The sequence below is a fragment of the Streptomyces sp. NPDC001339 genome (genome assembly GCF_042895955.1).
In the GTDB taxonomy this organism is placed as follows: Bacteria; Actinomycetota; Actinomycetes; order Streptomycetales; family Streptomycetaceae; genus Streptomyces.
Genome location: NZ_JBIAWT010000016.1, coordinates 57003 through 72310, shown reverse-complemented (window position 1 = coordinate 72310; position 15308 = coordinate 57003). Strand labels below are relative to the sequence as shown.

Sequence of the window (15308 nt, the reverse complement as noted above, 5' to 3'; positions counted from 1 at the left end):
GCCCCGATGCATGTCCTGAATGCGCGCCGAGCTCAGTCGGCGGCGGTGGCGGGCACGGGAACGACCGGACCGCCGGTCGCCCCGCCGGCCCCGTCTTCCTGCCCGGGCGGCCCCTGCTCGCGCTGCTCCCGCAGCTCGGCGATGGCCGCCTCGAAGTCCTCGAGCGAGTCGAATGCCCGGTAGACGGACGCGAAGCGCAGGTACGCGACGAGGTCGAGTTCCTGCAGCGGGCCCAGTATGGCGAGCCCGACGTCGTGGGTGGTCAGCTCGGCACTGCCGGTGGCGCGCACCGCCTCCTCGACCCGCTGGCCGAGCTTCGCGAGGGCGTCCTCGGTGACCGGACGGCCCTGGCACGCCTTGCGCACTCCCGCGATGACCTTGTTGCGGCTGAAGGGCTCGGTGACCCCGCTCCGCTTGATCACCATCAGTGACGCCGTTTCGATGGTCGTGAAACGGCGGGAACAGTCGGGGCACTGGCGGCGCCGGCGGATGGCCGTCCCGTCATCGGTGGTCCGGCTGTCGACGACCCGGCTGTCGGGGTGCCTGCAGAAGGGGCAGTGCATGGCTCCACCCTCCTCACCCTCGATGTACGGACGTGCATACGCCGTCGATCGCGGCGTACGACGAATAACCCCTCGGTCCGTGCGGGCCCCTCGGAGCAGCCACCAGCATAGGCGATCCCCGGACCCCGAAGGACCAGGCACCACAACTTGTGGGTGACCTGACGCGTGCAACCACTAGATGTGGTGTCGGCCCGCTTACATCCGCCTACCGCGTGTCGCGGCGGAGGCGGGCCGGGCGGTCGCCCACGAGGGTACGGGAAGCCACCCGGGCGGCCGCGCGGCGGGGCGGGAGTGACAGAATCGGCCGGGCCGCGGGAGCCCGGCGGAGGCGGACGGCGAGCCCTCCGGGGAGAGCCCTCCCGGCACGCCACGCGCCATACACCCACCCACTTGATCGGGTCAGCCAATCAGCGAATATTTCACTCGAACGTGTGTTTGGCGCAACCTTTCGAAAGCAACTACCGTTGGCTAACTAGGGAGAACATTTCGAGAGGGGCCGCCGTGACCACCACCGCAGACAGCGCGACCATCACCACACAGAGCCACTCCCCGAGCCGGTTCGATCATCCGCAGACGGCACAGCGGCCGCCGATGGACGACTCCACGTTGGACTCCGAAGAGCAGAAGCCCGCCCGCTCGCTGCCTGGTCGGCCACCCGGTATCCGCGCCGACAGCTCGGGGCTCACGGACCGCCAGCGCAGGGTGATCGAGGTGATCCGTGACTCCGTGCAGCGGCGTGGATACCCGCCGTCCATGCGGGAGATCGGCCAGGCCGTGGGGCTGTCCAGCACGTCGTCCGTCGCCCACCAGCTCATGGCCCTGGAGCGCAAGGGCTTCCTGCGGCGCGACCCGCACCGCCCCCGTGCGTACGAGGTCCGCGGCTCCGACCAGCCGACCAGCACCGCGACCGACACCGCCGGCAAGCCCGCCGCGTCCTACGTTCCGCTCGTCGGCCGGATCGCCGCCGGCGGCCCCATCCTCGCGGAGGAGTCGGTCGAGGATGTCTTCCCGCTCCCCCGCCAGCTGGTCGGCGACGGCGAACTGTTCGTACTGAAGGTCGTCGGCGACTCCATGATCGAGGCCGCGATCTGCGACGGTGACTGGGTCACGGTCCGTCGCCAGCCGGTCGCCGAGAACGGCGACATCGTCGCCGCGATGCTCGACGGAGAAGCCACCGTCAAGCGCTTCAAGCGCGAGGACGGCCATGTATGGCTGCTGCCGCACAACTCCTCGTACCAGCCGATCCCCGGCGACGAGGCGACCATCCTCGGCAAGGTGGTGGCGGTGCTGCGGCGCGTCTGACCCACCCCTCACGACCGAGCCCCGGAACCACTGCGCCGGTTCCGGGGCTCGCCTGTGCGCCTAAACCGGCGCCGCTTTCGCGGAGGTGGTGACCCGCCGTGGGGGTTGCTCAATTGTTGGTTGCGGTGGACGCAAGGGGCCGGTGGGGGGTGCAGGTTGTGTGGCGTCGAACGGCCTGCTTTCCGCGCACGGTCCCGGGGTCAGGAATCGGTGGCGGCCTTCTTCGCTGCCTCGTCGATGGCGGACAGGGAGCGGCGGACCTGGTTGCGGTCCGTGGTGTACCAGAAGTCGGGCATGGAGCGGCGGAGGAAGGAGCCGTAGCGGGCGCGTTCGACACGGGGGTCCAGGACGGCGACCACGCCGCGGTCGCCCGTGGCGCGTACGAGACGGCCGGCGCCCTGGGCCATCAGCAGGGCGGCGTGCGTGGCCGCGACGGCCATGAAGCCGTTGCCGCCCGCGTCTTCCACGGCCTTCTGGCGGGCGCTCATCAGCGGGTCGTCGGGACGGGGGAACGGCACCCGGTCCATCACCACCAGCTGGCAGTTCGGGCCCGGTACGTCGACGCCCTGCCAGAGGGAGAGGGTGCCGAACAGGCAGGTCCGGGCGTCGGCGGCGAAGTTCCGGATCAGCTCGCCGAGGGTCTCCTCACCCTGGAGCAGGATCGGCATGTCCAGGCGGCCGCGCAGCTCCTCGGCCGCGGCCTGGGCGGCGCGCATGGAGGAGAACAGGCCGAGGGTGCGGCCGCCCGCGGCCTCGATCAGCTCGGCGAGTTCGTCGAGCATGTCGCTGCGGCTGCCCTCGCGGCCCGGCTGGGCGAGGTGCTTGGCGACGTAGAGGATGCCCTGCTTCGCGTAGTCGAAGGGGGAGCCGACGTCCAGGCCCTTCCAGGGCGGGCAGTCCTCGCCTTCGGTGCCCTCCGGGGCCAGGCCCAGGGACGCCGCGACGCCGTTGAAGTCGCCGCCGAGCTTGAGGGTGGCGGAGGTGAGGGTGACGGAGCGGTCCTCGAAGAGCTTCTCCCGGAGGAGGCCGGAGACCGACAGCGGCGCCACACGCAAGGACGCCCCGAAGCGGTCGTGGCGCTCGTACCAGACCACGTCGTACTCGGAGCCGTTGGCGATGCGCTCGGCCACCGCGTGAACGTTCTCCACCGACGCCAGCGCCTGCTTGCGGACGGCGTCCTCGTCCTGCACCGACTTGTCGCGGGTCGAGCCCAGCGCCGCGATCACCGTACGGGCGGCGTCCCGCAGTGCCATCAGGCAGTACCCGAGGTCCTCGGGGATCTCCTCGAGGCGTCCGGGAAGGGCAAGCTCCATCAGGCGCTCGAAGGTCTCGGCGGCGGTCTGGAGCTGGTCCGCGGCCTTCTCGTTGACGAGCTTGGCGGCCCGGCGCACGGCACGGTTGACCTGCCCGGGGGTGAGCTCGCCGGTGGCCACGCCGGTGACCCGGGAGACCAGCTCATGGGCCTCGTCGATGATCAGGACCTCGTGCTGCGGGAGGACCGGTGCGCCCTCGATCGCGTCGATGGCGAGCAGCGCGTGGTTGGTGATCACGACATCGGCGAGTTTGGCGCGCTCCCGGGCTGCCTCGGCGAAGCACTCCGCCCCGTAGGCGCACTTCGAGGCGCTCAGGCACTCCCTGGAGGAGACCGATACCTGCCCCCAGGCCCGGTCCGAGACGCCAGGCGTCAGATCATCGCGGTCGCCGGTCTCGGTCTCGTCCGCCCAGTCGCGCAGCCGCAGCAGGTCCTTGCCGAGCTTGCTGGTCGGGGTGGCCTGCTCGAACACGTCGAAGAGGCCGTCCTCCTCTTCCTGCGGGACGCCCTCGTGCAGGCGGTGCAGGCACAGGTAGTTCGACCGGCCCTTGAGCATGGCGAACTCCGGGCGGCGGCGCAGCAGCGGACGCAGCGCGTCGACCGTACGCGGAAGATCACGCTCCACCAGCTGGCGCTGCAGCGCGAGCGTGGCGGTCGCGATGACCACCCGCTCACCGTGGGCGAGCGCCGGCACGAGATAGCCGAGGGACTTTCCGGTGCCGGTGCCGGCCTGGACGAGCAGATGGGCGTTCTCGTCCACGGCCTCGGCGACGGCCTCGGCCATCGCCACCTGGCCGGGGCGCTCGGTGCCGCCGACGGCGGTGACGGCGGCGTGCAGCAGATCGGGGAGGGAGGGCTTCGTCATAACGCTGCAAGCCTACGCGGGACCACTGACAGCCGGCCCGGTCATGCGGCGTACAGAGGGTTGGGGACGGTGCCGTGCACGGCGGCGTGCGGGCGCTCCCGGCGGTCGCGGTAGCCGTCCACATGCAGACGGTTGCGGTTCAGGCACAGGCGCTCGATCCGCGGGGTGAGCAGGTCGAAGGTCTCGTACCGCTCCTTGAGGCCGGGGAACCGTTCCTGGTGGCGCAGGATCTCCGCCCGTACGAGTGACCAGAACTCGGCCTCGGGGACGTCCAGTTGGTCCGCGCACAGCGGTGCGAGATAGCGGAAGACGCCGACGAACAGCCCGGAGTGGATGAACTGGGTGAGGAAGGCGGGCGGTTCGGTCAGCAGCACCGCGCGGACGTCGTCCGGCATGGAGTCGTGCTCGGGGAGCGGCTGGGCGGAGGTGTTGACGTCGTCGACGAAGTCCTTCATCGCCAGGCGGGTGGGGATGTCGTGCTCGTCGAAGACGACGATGGCGTTCTCTCCGTGTGGGGAGAACACCGTGCCGTACTGGTAGAGGAAGTGCAGCAGCGGCGGCAGCAGGGCGGCGAACAGCCGGCTCAGCCAGTCGCGCGGGGCCAGTCCCGAGCGGTGCACCAGCTCCGCGGTCAGGGCGCGGCCCCCGGGGTCGGTCTGCAGCAACGCGGCCAGCGTGCGGGCGCGTTCACCGGGGCCGAGGTGGCCGCTGACGGGCTCGCGCCAGATGCAGCCGAGCAGCTCCTTGAACTGGTACGGGACGCCGGGCAGCCGGTCGTAGAGCGGGTGCTCGACGGTGACGGAGGCGGTCTCGCCGAGCAGGATCATCCGGGTCTCGTCGCGGAGATACGGGTCGGTGTCGCGCAGACCGTGGACCCAGCGGGTGACGGCGGGCGCCGCGAGGGTGCGCTCGGTGGGAAGACCGCGCCAGACCAGGGTGTTGAGGATGGACAGCGGCAGTTTGACCGTACGGGCCTCGGGCCGGCTGACGTTGAGGAAGGTGCGGATCGACTGCTGCGGCAGGCGGAGGTCGTTGTCAGTGGGCAGCGCGATGATGGTGCGGTCCGCGAGTTGCGCGGCGAAGAGCGGGGCGATGGTCTCGTCCCACTGCCAGGGGTGGACAGGAAGGTAGAGGTAGTCGACGGGGTCCTGACCCGCGTCGGCGATGACGCGGGCGAAGGCGTGCCGGGTGGCGGGGGCGAGCTCCTCGCCGTAGAGACGGTCGGGGGTGGCGAGCGTGGGGATGCCGCGGTAACGGGCGATGCTGTGGTGCGCGGCGAGCCAGGGCAGCCGCTGCGGGGTGCGGGCCTCGGGGGCCCAGGTGGCCGCGTCGGCGGCGGAGAAGCCGAGCCGGCCCTTGTTCGCGACGAGCCAGGGGTGGCCGGTCTGGTGGCCTTCGAGGGCGGCGTAGTCCAGGTCCGCGAGGTCGGCGGCGCTGAGGGCGGTGGCGGCCAGGCGGGTGTCGGCGGTGAGGGTGGCGGTCAGCTCGCGGATGAGGTGGCCGGTGGTGTCGCCGGACAGGTCCAGGACGGTGTCGTGGGCGTGGGTGAGGAAGTGGAAGGGGTCGGAGTCGGGGGTGATCGAGTCGGGGTCGACGCGCCAGTGTCCGTAGGCGCCACGTCGGGCGCGGAAGCGGTATTCCAGTTCGCCGGTGACCGGCAGGCGGTAGCGCGGCGTGCCGTCGGGGGCGGCGCCGTCGGGCTCGGGGGTGAGGATTTCCTCGTACGCGAACTCGGCCAGGATCTTGGCGAAGAGCCGGCGCGCCGCGTGCTGCCAGGCGCTGTGCGAAGGCTGGGGTTCAGGAGACAAGGCGGGACTCCTCGAAACGTGACCGCCCCGGCACGGGTGGGGGACAACCGGGGCGGCGGGGTGGACAACGGACCGGACCAGGGCCGTCGACGGACGGCACCGAGGTCAGAACAGGAGGTCAGAACAGATGGCGATGGGCGCGGTCGCGAACCATCAACGCCGCGCGTTTTCCCGGGAGTTCGATCTCGTCGCAGTAGCGGAAGCCCCCGGTCAGGAACGCCGCGACGGAGGCGGTGTTGCGCAGGTCGGGTTCGGCGATGACCCGTGTGCAGTGCGGGCGGTGGTCGAGGACGAGATCCGCGGTGGCGCGCAGCAGCGCGCTGCCGAGACCGCGGCTGCGGTCGCCGCCCGCGCCGATGAGCAGATGGATCCCGGTGTCGTGCGGCCGCGCCGGATAGTGCCGGGCGAGGGGGTCCAGGTCGGCGCGGTAGATCTCCCAGTAGCTCATCGGGACTCCGGCCAGCACGCCGAGGCAGGGCACGCTGCGGCCGTCGCCGTCGAGCTGGCCCCGCAGATGAGCGGCGGTGGTCTCCGGCGGCCCGGCCAGCTCCCAGAAGGCCGCGACGGCCGGATCGTTCATCCAGGACGTGATCCGGTCGAGGTCGCGGTCCGGCCGGACGGGGACGAGTGCGAACGGACCGGCCGGGGTGCCGGCCGGGCCCCAGCCCGCCAGGTTGTCCAGCAGCGGGCCGGTGCCCGGGGCGGCGGGGGGCACGGGCTGCCGGTGGGCGTCGGTGAGCCGCGCGCGGGATTCCGGCGGGAGCGGAACGTCGCGGGTCGCGCGAGTGTCGTGGGAGCTGGAGCTGAGGCCGGAGTCGGTGTGGGGCACGGCGACGCTCTCCTCTCGTGGCCGGATGCCGCGTGGCCTTGTGGGTCGCGGGGCGTCGGCGCCGGGGACAGGAACGGGGAAGGGGACCGGGACGGGGACGGGTTGCGGGTGTCGGCTGTCGGCTGTCGGCTGTCGGCTGTCGGAGAACGCGGCGGATCCGGGAGATCCAGAGGGTCAGGGGGTCAGGGGGCGAGCGGATTGGGCAGGGTGACGTAGACGGACTGGGTGTCGACCGGGCCGACGAGTTCGTCCAGGCCGTGCAGCCGGGTCGCGAGGTTGGCCTTGCTGCGCAGGGTGCGGGCGGACAGCAGCTGCTCGGGGAGCGGCGAGCGGTGCGCTTCGGGGGCCTCGGCGGCGTCGGTGAGGAACCTCCGGAAGGCGGCGAGCAGGATCTCCTCGCGGACCAGGCGCTGGGCGCCGAAGGCCCCGATGAGACCCAGGACGTTGTTGATACCGAGGTAGTACGCGAAGCGCTCGTCGACGACGTCGTCGGCGACGAAGGTGTCGCTGACGGTGCCGATGCCGGGCAGGCGCCGCTCCAGCTCGTCGCGCCGGGAGGTGCGGAAGTAGTAGCCCTGGTTGTCCCGGTAGCGGCCGCCGGCCGGCCAGCCGTCGGGGTCGAGCAGCACCAGGGTGTTCTGCTGGTGGGCTTCCAGGGCGATGCCGACGGTGCCGTCGAGCCAGAGCAGGGGACGTACGACCGCTTCGAGGTAGCGCAGGAACCACTCGGTGGCCACCGCGCCCGGGGGACGGCCGGTGCGGGCGCCGAGCGCGGCGACGAGGTCTTCGAGGCGGGAGCGTACGCCCGCCCGGCCGGGCCAGGGCCGGGGGGAGGTGAGGCCGGCGATGCAGACCGCGTCGTCGGTGGTGGTGAAGGGGTTGTGGCGGAGAACGGCGTCGAGGCCCGGGACGGGTTCGCCGTCGGGGCCGTCGACGGCGAGGTAGGCCGGGTCGCGGACGATGTCGAAGCCCGGGTGGACGGCCTGCCACTCCTCGTGGAGCCCGGTGCGCAGCAGCCGGTGCACCTCGACACCGCGCACCAGCTCCTTGCGGAGGTTCTCCCGGCGGGAGTTGGTGATCCGCAGCCCGAGGGAGAGCTTGAGCATGGCGTCCGCGCCGGGCCGGTAGACGGTGCGGACGGAGGACGTGGGGTGCCAGCAGGGGCCGTGTGCGCCCAGGTCGTGCAGCAGGCCGGCGTCGCGGAGGGCGGCGATGTCCGGCCGGTGGGCGAGCTCCCGGGCCTGCCAGGGGTGCAGCGGCAACGGCACGGTTCCATCGGGGTGTTCGAGGCCGGCTCCGGCGAGGCGTGCGATGAGCCGCTCGGCCGGTACGGCCTTGCCGCGTTCGGTCCAGGCCGAGTCGGTGACGAGCACGGAGCGGTCCACGGCCATCCAGTGGAGCGGGAAGGCACCGCGCAGTTCGGGCGAGTAGGCCCGGGTCTCGGCGTCGGAGAGGCCTTCGCGGCTCTTGGGTGTGGGGTGCAGCGGATGGCCGAAGAGCAGGGACTGTTCGGCTTCGAGGAAGAGGGCGCTGCGGTCGTCGGCGGGCCGGGCGCGCCGGTCGGCGAGGAAGGTGGCCACCTTCCGTACGGAGTCGGCGACCCGGCCGACGAGTTCGGCGCCGCCGCCGTCCGGCGTCCGCGGCGGTGCGCCGTCCGGGTCCGGCCGTTCAGTGGCATCCGCCGCCCGGTGTTCGCCGCCGTCCGGGCTCCGCCGGTCCCCACCGTGCGCGGCCTCCCGGCGCAGCAGTGCGGCGAGGGTGACGGCGTCGAGCGGGGCGGCACCGGCCGGGGCGCCTTCGAGGGTGGGGGCGTCCAGGCGGTGCCAGCCGGTGGGCGACCAGTAGCGGACGGGGACGTGCAGGGCGCTCGCGGTGGCCCTCAGCGGGATGCGCAGCCGGTTGCCGGGCGGGCGCGGGGTGCCGTTCTCGCGCAGCCAGCAGCGCAGCAGGTGCTCGATACCGGCGGCGTCGGCGGCGACCGCCGGATCGGGGTGGTCGAGCGGGTCGTCCGCGCCGAGCCCGGCGCGGTCCTGGGGGGCGGTGGTGGTGCCGTGCGGGGCGGTCCGCGCGGAACTCTCGCGGCTCTGCCGGTGGCCGCCGTCGTCGGGGGTGCGCCGCTGCTGGCGTGGTACGGACTCGAGGGTGGCGGCGCTCTGGTGCCGGTCGGGGGCGGCCTCTCCGGACCGGGCGCTGTCGGGGCGGGGACGTTCGTTCATGGGGAGGTGCCTCGCAGTGTGGTGGGGGACGAACCCGTCGGCCCGGGGGTGGTGCGGACCGCTGCCGAGAGCGCGTCGGCGAGGCGGTCGAGGACCGCGTCCGCCTGCTCGTCGGTGATGGTCAGCGGGGGCAGCAGCCGGACGACGGAGGAGTGCCGGCCGCCCAGTTCGACGATCAGGCCGCGGTCCAGGCAGGCCTGCTGGACCGCGGCGGCGAGCTGTGGATCGGCGGGACGGGCACCGGTGGCGTCGGCGTCGGCCTCCCGGTCGACGATTTCGACGCCGAGCATCAGGCCCCGGCCGCGGACGTCGCCGATGCAGTCGTGGGCGGCGGCGAGGGCGCGGAGCCGGGCGAGCATCAGGGCGCCCAGTTCACCGGCGCGCCGGTCGAGGCCGTTGGCGCGGACGTAGGCAAGAGTGGCGGCTCCGGCGGCCATGGCGAGCTGGTTGCCACGGAAGGTGCCGGCGTGCGCGCCGGGCTGCCAGGCGTCGAGTTCCGCACGGTAGACGATGACCGCGAGCGGCAGGCTGCCGCCGATCGCCTTCGACAGGACCAGCACATCGGGCACGATCCCGCTGTGTTCGATCGCCCAGAAGGCGCCGGTGCGGCCGACCCCGGTCTGCACCTCGTCGGCGATCAGCGGAATCTGCCGCTCGGCGGTGAGCTCCCGCATCCGCCGCAGCCAGCTGTCCGGTGCGGGGATCACCCCGCCCTCCCCCTGGACGGGTTCCAGGATCATCCCGGCCGGCCGGGGCACCCCGCTCTTCTCGTCGTCGAGCAGGCTCCGGGTCCAGTGCGCGGCGAGTTCGGCGCCGCGCTCCCCGCCTGTCCCGAAGGGGCAGCGGTAGTCGTACGGATAGGGCAGCCGGGCCACGCTGGTGTGCCGCGCTCCCCCGGACGCGGCGAGCGCCTCCGCGGTCATGCCGTGGTAGGCGCCGGAGAAGGCCATCAGGCCGTCCCTGCCGGTCGCGGTGCGGACGAGTGTGAAGGCGGCCTCGACGGCGTCCGTGCCGGCCGGGCCGCAGAACTGGATGCGCGCGTTTTCCGCCAATTCCGGTGGCAGGGTGGCGAACAGCTCGGTGATGAAGGCGTCTTTGACGGGTGTGGCCAGGTCGAGGACGTGCAGCGGCGCGCCGGAGTCGAGCACCGCGCGGATCGCTTCCAGCACCACCGGGTGGTTGTGGCCGAGTGCCAGCGTCCCGGCCCCGGAGAGGCAGTCGAGGTAGCGCCGGCCGTCGGCTCCCTCGATGGTCAGCCCGCGGGCGCGCACCGGGACGATGGGCAGCGAGCGCGCATACGTACGGGCAGCGGACTCACGGAGGGACTGCCGGCGCAGAATCCCCTCGTGGGCCGGCGGGGCGGCCGCCGGCACGGTGTCGGTCAACGCCACGGCAGTTGTGACCTCCTGCTTGGTGAGCTGCGGAATACCGCGCGGGGCGGCCCGGCCGTCCCCCGTATGTACCAACGACGGTGCCGACGCGGGATCACGGCTGCGAGCAAGATCCTTGACGGCCGGGAACCGGGGACCCGGGTACCACCGTCCCCCTCGTCACCGGCATAGTGGGGGGTCGCACCGGGATCTTGCCGTTCATGACAAGTTCCGCGGCGGTGCGATCCGCTCAAGCCGTACCGGCTCAGTCCGATTCACAGGGGGACCCGCCCAATGCGATCGATACGACGGTCAGTTCTGACCGCCGCCGCGCTCTCCGCCGTCGTGGCGCTCACCGCCACCGCCTGCGGCCCGGAGGGCGGCAACGCGGACGCCAAGCCCAGTCAGTCCGCGGCCGACACCTCGGGCGGGGGTGAAATCAAGATCCCCAAGGAGATCCAGGACAAGCTCAAGGAACACAACATCGACCTGGACAAGTGGAAGAACGGGGACTGGAGGAACTGGGACAAGGACAGGTGGCTCCGCGAGGCCGGGGAGTTCATCAACCCGATCATCAAGGACTTCTGGAACCCGGACAAGATCGACAAGGTCAAGCCGCCCAAGGACCCCAGCAAGTCCGAGGACGTCTCGCAGGACCAGGGCAAGACCGACCCCGAGCCGGCCGCCGTTCCGGCCCAGGCCATCAAGACCCCCTACACCTCCACCGCCCCCGGTGTCGGTCTGCTGCTGTTCAGCACCCCCAAGGGCGAGTCCCGCTGCTCCGCCACCGTCGTCAAGGACCCGGCGCACCCCGGTAAGTCCAACCTCGTGTGGACCGCCGCGCACTGTGTGCACGCCGGCAAGGACGGCGGCTGGTACCGCAACATGATGTTCGTGCCGAACTTCAACAAGAACGGCGCACCCGCCTCCCAGATGAAGACCACGCCCTTCGAGGACCGCGTCCCGTCGGGCAAGTGGTGGGCGGACGACATGGCGACCAGCAAGGAGTGGATCAAGGACGGCGGCGCCGTGCCGGGCGTGCCGATGGCTCCGTACGACTACGCGCTGATGCACGTGAAGCCGGAGGAGGGCACCAGCGGCAAGTCGCTGGAGGAGATGGCCGGCGGCGCGTACGAGGTCAACTTCAACGCCCCGGCGATGGCCAAGATCCCGAGCCTGACCGCACAGGGCTACCCGGCCGAGCCGCCGTTCGACGGTGCGACGCAGCAGCAGTGCACCGACAAGCCCACCCGGCTGTCGCGCGACGCCAAGCAGCCGACCATGTACCGGATCGGCTGCACCATGACCGGTGGCTCCTCCGGTGGCCCCTGGTTCATCAAGGGCGCCGACGGCAAGCCGGTGCTGATCTCCAACATGTCGATGGGCCCGCGTCCGGCCCGCTGGTCGGCCGGCCCGCACCTGGGCGCCGAGTCCAAGGCCATGTTCGACGCCATGAGCAAGAAGTGGGCGAACAAGCAGTAGTCGCCTGAGGGGTGGGTGCCCGAGCGCGGCACCGGCCCCTCGTCCCGGACATACGGCGAAGGTCCGCCCCCGGTTCCCCGGGAGGCGGACCTTCGCCGTATGCGCGGGCTGTGCGCCGGTTGTCGTGGTACGGGTGGTGCTCCGCGGGGCCGCTACGCCGCAGGCGCGAACGCCTGGAGTTCGGCGGCCAGTTCCTCGTGCACCCGCGCCTTGAGGACTGTGCCGTCCGCGGTGTGCTCCTCGGAGATGACCTCGCCCTCGGCGTGCGCCCGGGAGACCAGGGCGCCCTGGGTGTAGGGCACCAGCACCTCGACCTCGACCCGCGGCCGGGGCAGCTCCTCGTCGAGCAGCTCCCGCAGCTCCGCCATGCCCTGGCCCGTACGGGCCGAGACCACGATGGCGTGCTTCTCCTTGCGCAGCAGCCGCTGGAGCACCAGCGGATCGGCCGCGTCGGCCTTGTTGACGACCACGATCTCGGGCACGTCCACCGCACCCACCTCGCGGATCACCTCACGCACGGCGGCCAGCTGCTCCTCCGGCACCGGATGCGAGCCGTCGACCACATGGAGGATGAGATCGGAATCGCCGACCTCCTCCATCGTGGAGCGGAACGCCTCGACGAGGTGGTGCGGCAGATGCCGGACGAAACCGACGGTGTCGGCGAGGGTGTAGAGCCGCCCGCTGGGCGTCTCGGCCCGCCGGACGGTCGGGTCCAGGGTGGCGAACAGGGCGTTCTCCACCAGGACACCGGCACCGGTGAGGCGATTGAGCAGGGAGGACTTGCCGGCGTTGGTGTAGCCGGCGATGGCGACCGAGGGGACCTTGTTGCGCCGCCGTTCCTGGCGCTTGACGTCCCGGCCGGTCTTCATCTCCGCGATCTCCCGGCGCAGCTTCGCCATCCGCTCGCGGATCCGCCGCCGATCCGTCTCGATCTTGGTCTCACCGGGACCACGGGTGGCCATACCGCCGCCCGCCGAACCGGAGCCACCGCCACCCATCTGCCGGGAGAGCGACTGGCCCCAGCCCCGGAGCCTGGGGAGCATGTACTGCATCTGTGCCAGCGAGACCTGCGCCTTGCCCTCCCGGGACTTGGCGTGCTGGGCGAAGATGTCGAGGATCAGGGCGGTCCGGTCGACCACCTTGACCTTGACGACATCCTCCAGGTGAATCAGCTGGCCCGGGGAGAGCTCACCGTCGCACACCACGGTGTCGGCCCCGGATTCGAGCACGATGTCGCGGAGCTCGACGGCCTTGCCCGAGCCGATGTACGTCGCCGGATCCGGCTTGTCGCGGCGCTGGATGACGCCGTCGAGCACCATGGCACCGGCCGTCTCGGCGAGCGCGGCGAGCTCGGCGAGGGAGTTCTCCGCGTCCTGGACCGTGCCGGAGGTCCAGACGCCGACGAGCACCACCCGCTCCAGACGGAGCTGCCGGTACTCGACCTCGGTGACGTCCTCCAGCTCGGTGGAGAGACCGGCCACCCGGCGCAGCGCGGCACGCTCCGAGCGGTCGTACTGGTCGCCGTCACGCTCCCCGTCGATCTCGTGGCTCCAGGCGACGTCCTCTTCCATCAGGGCGTTGGCCCGAAGGCTCTCGGGGAGGCGCTGCCGGTCCTGCGGAAGGGATGAAGAGGAGGTCATTTGATCCTTTGCGTCGTTGGGAAGCCCTCACCGGGACCGGGCGGCCCCACCGGGACTGTCGATGGTGTCAACGTACGAGCCGCCCCGGAGATTCCCGGACCCGGTCGCCGTCGACACGATGATGGTCGCACGGCCCCGGAGCGGCAGTCACGCGGATTTCCCGGCCTGTGCCGGGTTTCCCGGGCGGGCCGGAGGTACGGGAATTCCGGGATGTCCGTGGTCCGCGTGGTGTGCGGAGTTCACGGGGATCCGGGCGTGCCCGCGGTGCCCGGGGTGCCCGGACAGTCCGGGGACTCCGGGGATTCCGGGATTCATGGCCTTCCCGGCGTTCCCGGGCGCCGCGGTGGCCCGCCAGTCCGGATGCCCCGGCATCGCGGGCGTCCGGGCGCCGTAGAGCCACTCCCGGAAGAAGCCCGACAGGTCCTCCCCGGCGACCTCGGAGGCCAGCGCGATGAAGTCACCGGAGCCGGCCACACCGTCGCGGTGGCGGGCCACCCAGTCGCGTTCGAGGCGCTCGAAGGCCGCCGTGCCGACCTTCTCCCGCAGGGCGTAGAGCACCAGCGCGGAGCCGTCGTAGACGATCGGGCGGAAGATGCTGATCTTCTCGCCGGGGCTGGGGGCCTTGGGCCACGCGGGCGGCCCGCCCTCGGCGCGCCACCCGTTGGACTGCTGGTACGCCAGCCGCATACGGGTCTCCAGGGAGGCCTTGCCGCCGCTCCGCTCCTGGGCGTAGAGGGCCTCGTACCAGGTCGCATGGGCCTCGTTGAGCCAGACGTCGGACCAGCGGCGCGGGCTGACGCTGTCGCCGAACCACTGGTGGGACAGCTCGTGCAGCATCACCGACTCCACGTACCAGTCGGGCATGCGCATGGTGGTGAACAGGCCCTTCTCGAAGAGCGAGAGGGTCTGGGTCTCCAGCTCGAAGCCGGTCTGGGCGTCGGCGATCAGCAGGCCGTACGTCTCGAAGGGGTAGCGGCCGAGCCTGCGCTCCATCCAGGCCATCTGGTCGGGGGTCTTGGCCAGCCACTTCTCCAGGACGGCGCGGTCCGCGGCCGGTACGACGTCCCGGATCGGCAGCCCGTTCGGCCCCCGCCGCTTGACCAGGACGGACCTCCCGATGGAGATCTGAGCCAGCTCGGTGGCCATGGGGTGGGCGGTGCGGTACGTCCAGGTGCGGGTCGCGGCGCGGCGGGAGGCGCTCACCGGCAGCCCGTTGGCGACGGCGGTCAGCCCGTCGGGCGTGGTGACGTGGAAGGTGAAGAACGCCTTGTCGGAGGGGTGGTCGTTGCAGGGGAAGACGCGGTGTGCGGCGTCCGCCTGGTTGGCCATCACCAGTCCGTCGGAGGTACGGATCCAGCCGCCGTTGCCCGCGCGCCGGGGGTCGCTGGTGTGCCGGATGGAGATCTTCAGCTCCTTCCCCCGGGAGATGTGGGAGGCCGGGGTGAGCACCAGGTCCTCGCCGTGCCGCTGGTGCTCGGCGGGCCGCCCGCCGATCGTCACGGAGCGCACGGTGCCGCCGGCGAAGTCGAGGTTGAGGTGGTCGAGCTCGGTGGTGGCGCGGGCGGTGATCTCGGTGGTGACGTTCAGCTGCCGGTCGTTGTGGCCGGAGTAGTCGAGGGAGACGTCGTACGCCGTGACGTCGTAGCCGGTGTTCCCCAGCGTGGGGAAGAGCCGGTCGCCGAGGCCCTGCGGCCCCAGGGGCTGCGGCTCGGCCATGCCGAGGGTGGCGAGGGCTGCGAGCCCGAGGGCGGCGGCCCGGCGGCCGTGCCACCGCAGCCGGCCGCTCGGGACGGTCTGCAGCGCACGGGCGGGAACGGGGCGAGGGTCGCGGGACGAACGGCGCGAAGGATAGGCCATGCACTAGGGCTACCAACGCGGCCGCCCTCACCGCTGGCAGGGCGCCAAACGGCACCCGAACGGG

At 72.0% G+C, this 15308-nt stretch carries 10 protein-coding genes; 2 read left to right on the top strand and 8 right to left on the bottom strand.

Annotated features, from left to right (window positions below; genetic code table 11):
• Positions 1–32: 32 nt before the first annotated feature.
• Complete coding sequence (nrdR, locus tag ACFY12_RS32625; RefSeq protein WP_066935767.1) at positions 33–563, bottom strand: transcriptional regulator NrdR; 531 nt, start codon at positions 561–563, stop codon at positions 33–35.
• Between the two features lie 501 nt (positions 564–1064).
• Here nrdR and lexA point away from each other — a divergent pair.
• A complete protein-coding gene (gene lexA / locus ACFY12_RS32620) occupies positions 1065–1865 on the top strand; it encodes a transcriptional repressor LexA (protein WP_390719576.1) in 801 nt (266 codons plus the stop codon).
• Between the two features lie 200 nt (positions 1866–2065).
• Here the strand turns inward: lexA and ACFY12_RS32615 are convergent, their stop codons facing one another.
• The 5 genes from ACFY12_RS32615 to ACFY12_RS32595 all read right to left on the bottom strand — a co-directional run bounded on the left by ACFY12_RS32615 (position 2066) and on the right by ACFY12_RS32595 (position 10286).
• The gene (locus tag ACFY12_RS32615) at positions 2066–4042 is read right to left on the bottom strand and encodes an ATP-dependent DNA helicase (protein WP_390719575.1); all 1977 of its coding nucleotides are present in this window, start codon (positions 4040–4042) and stop codon (positions 2066–2068) included.
• Between the two features lie 41 nt (positions 4043–4083).
• On the bottom strand, positions 4084–5850 hold the full coding sequence (locus ACFY12_RS32610) for an IucA/IucC family protein (RefSeq protein ID WP_390719574.1): 1767 nt from the start codon (positions 5848–5850) through the stop codon (positions 4084–4086).
• Between the two features lie 118 nt (positions 5851–5968).
• Entirely contained in the window at positions 5969–6679 is a 711-nt protein-coding gene (locus ACFY12_RS32605; RefSeq protein WP_390719573.1) for a GNAT family N-acetyltransferase, read from the bottom strand.
• 182 nt (positions 6680–6861) lie between these two features.
• A complete protein-coding gene (locus tag ACFY12_RS32600; protein WP_390719572.1) occupies positions 6862–8895 on the bottom strand; it encodes an IucA/IucC family protein in 2034 nt (677 codons plus the stop codon).
• Entirely contained in the window at positions 8892–10286 is a 1395-nt protein-coding gene (locus ACFY12_RS32595; RefSeq protein WP_390719571.1) for a diaminobutyrate--2-oxoglutarate transaminase family protein, read from the bottom strand. Before ACFY12_RS32595 ends, ACFY12_RS32600 begins: the two co-directional genes overlap by 4 nt.
• A 273-nt stretch (positions 10287–10559) precedes the next feature.
• Here ACFY12_RS32595 and ACFY12_RS32590 point away from each other — a divergent pair, with 273 nt between their 5' ends.
• On the top strand, positions 10560–11747 hold the full coding sequence (locus tag ACFY12_RS32590) for a trypsin-like serine peptidase (protein ID WP_390719570.1): 1188 nt from the start codon (positions 10560–10562) through the stop codon (positions 11745–11747).
• Positions 11748–11899: 152 nt separating this feature from the next.
• Here the strand turns inward: ACFY12_RS32590 and hflX are convergent, their stop codons facing one another.
• Both hflX and ACFY12_RS32580 read right to left on the bottom strand, forming a co-directional pair.
• Positions 11900–13387: a GTPase HflX gene (gene hflX / locus ACFY12_RS32585; protein ID WP_390719569.1), complete on the bottom strand. Its 1488-nt coding sequence runs from the start codon at positions 13385–13387 to the stop codon at positions 11900–11902.
• A 147-nt stretch (positions 13388–13534) separates the two neighbouring features.
• Positions 13535–15244, bottom strand: coding sequence for a M1 family aminopeptidase (locus tag ACFY12_RS32580; protein ID WP_390719568.1), 1710 nt, complete (start codon positions 15242–15244; stop codon positions 13535–13537).
• Between the last annotated feature and the right edge of the window lie 64 nt (positions 15245–15308).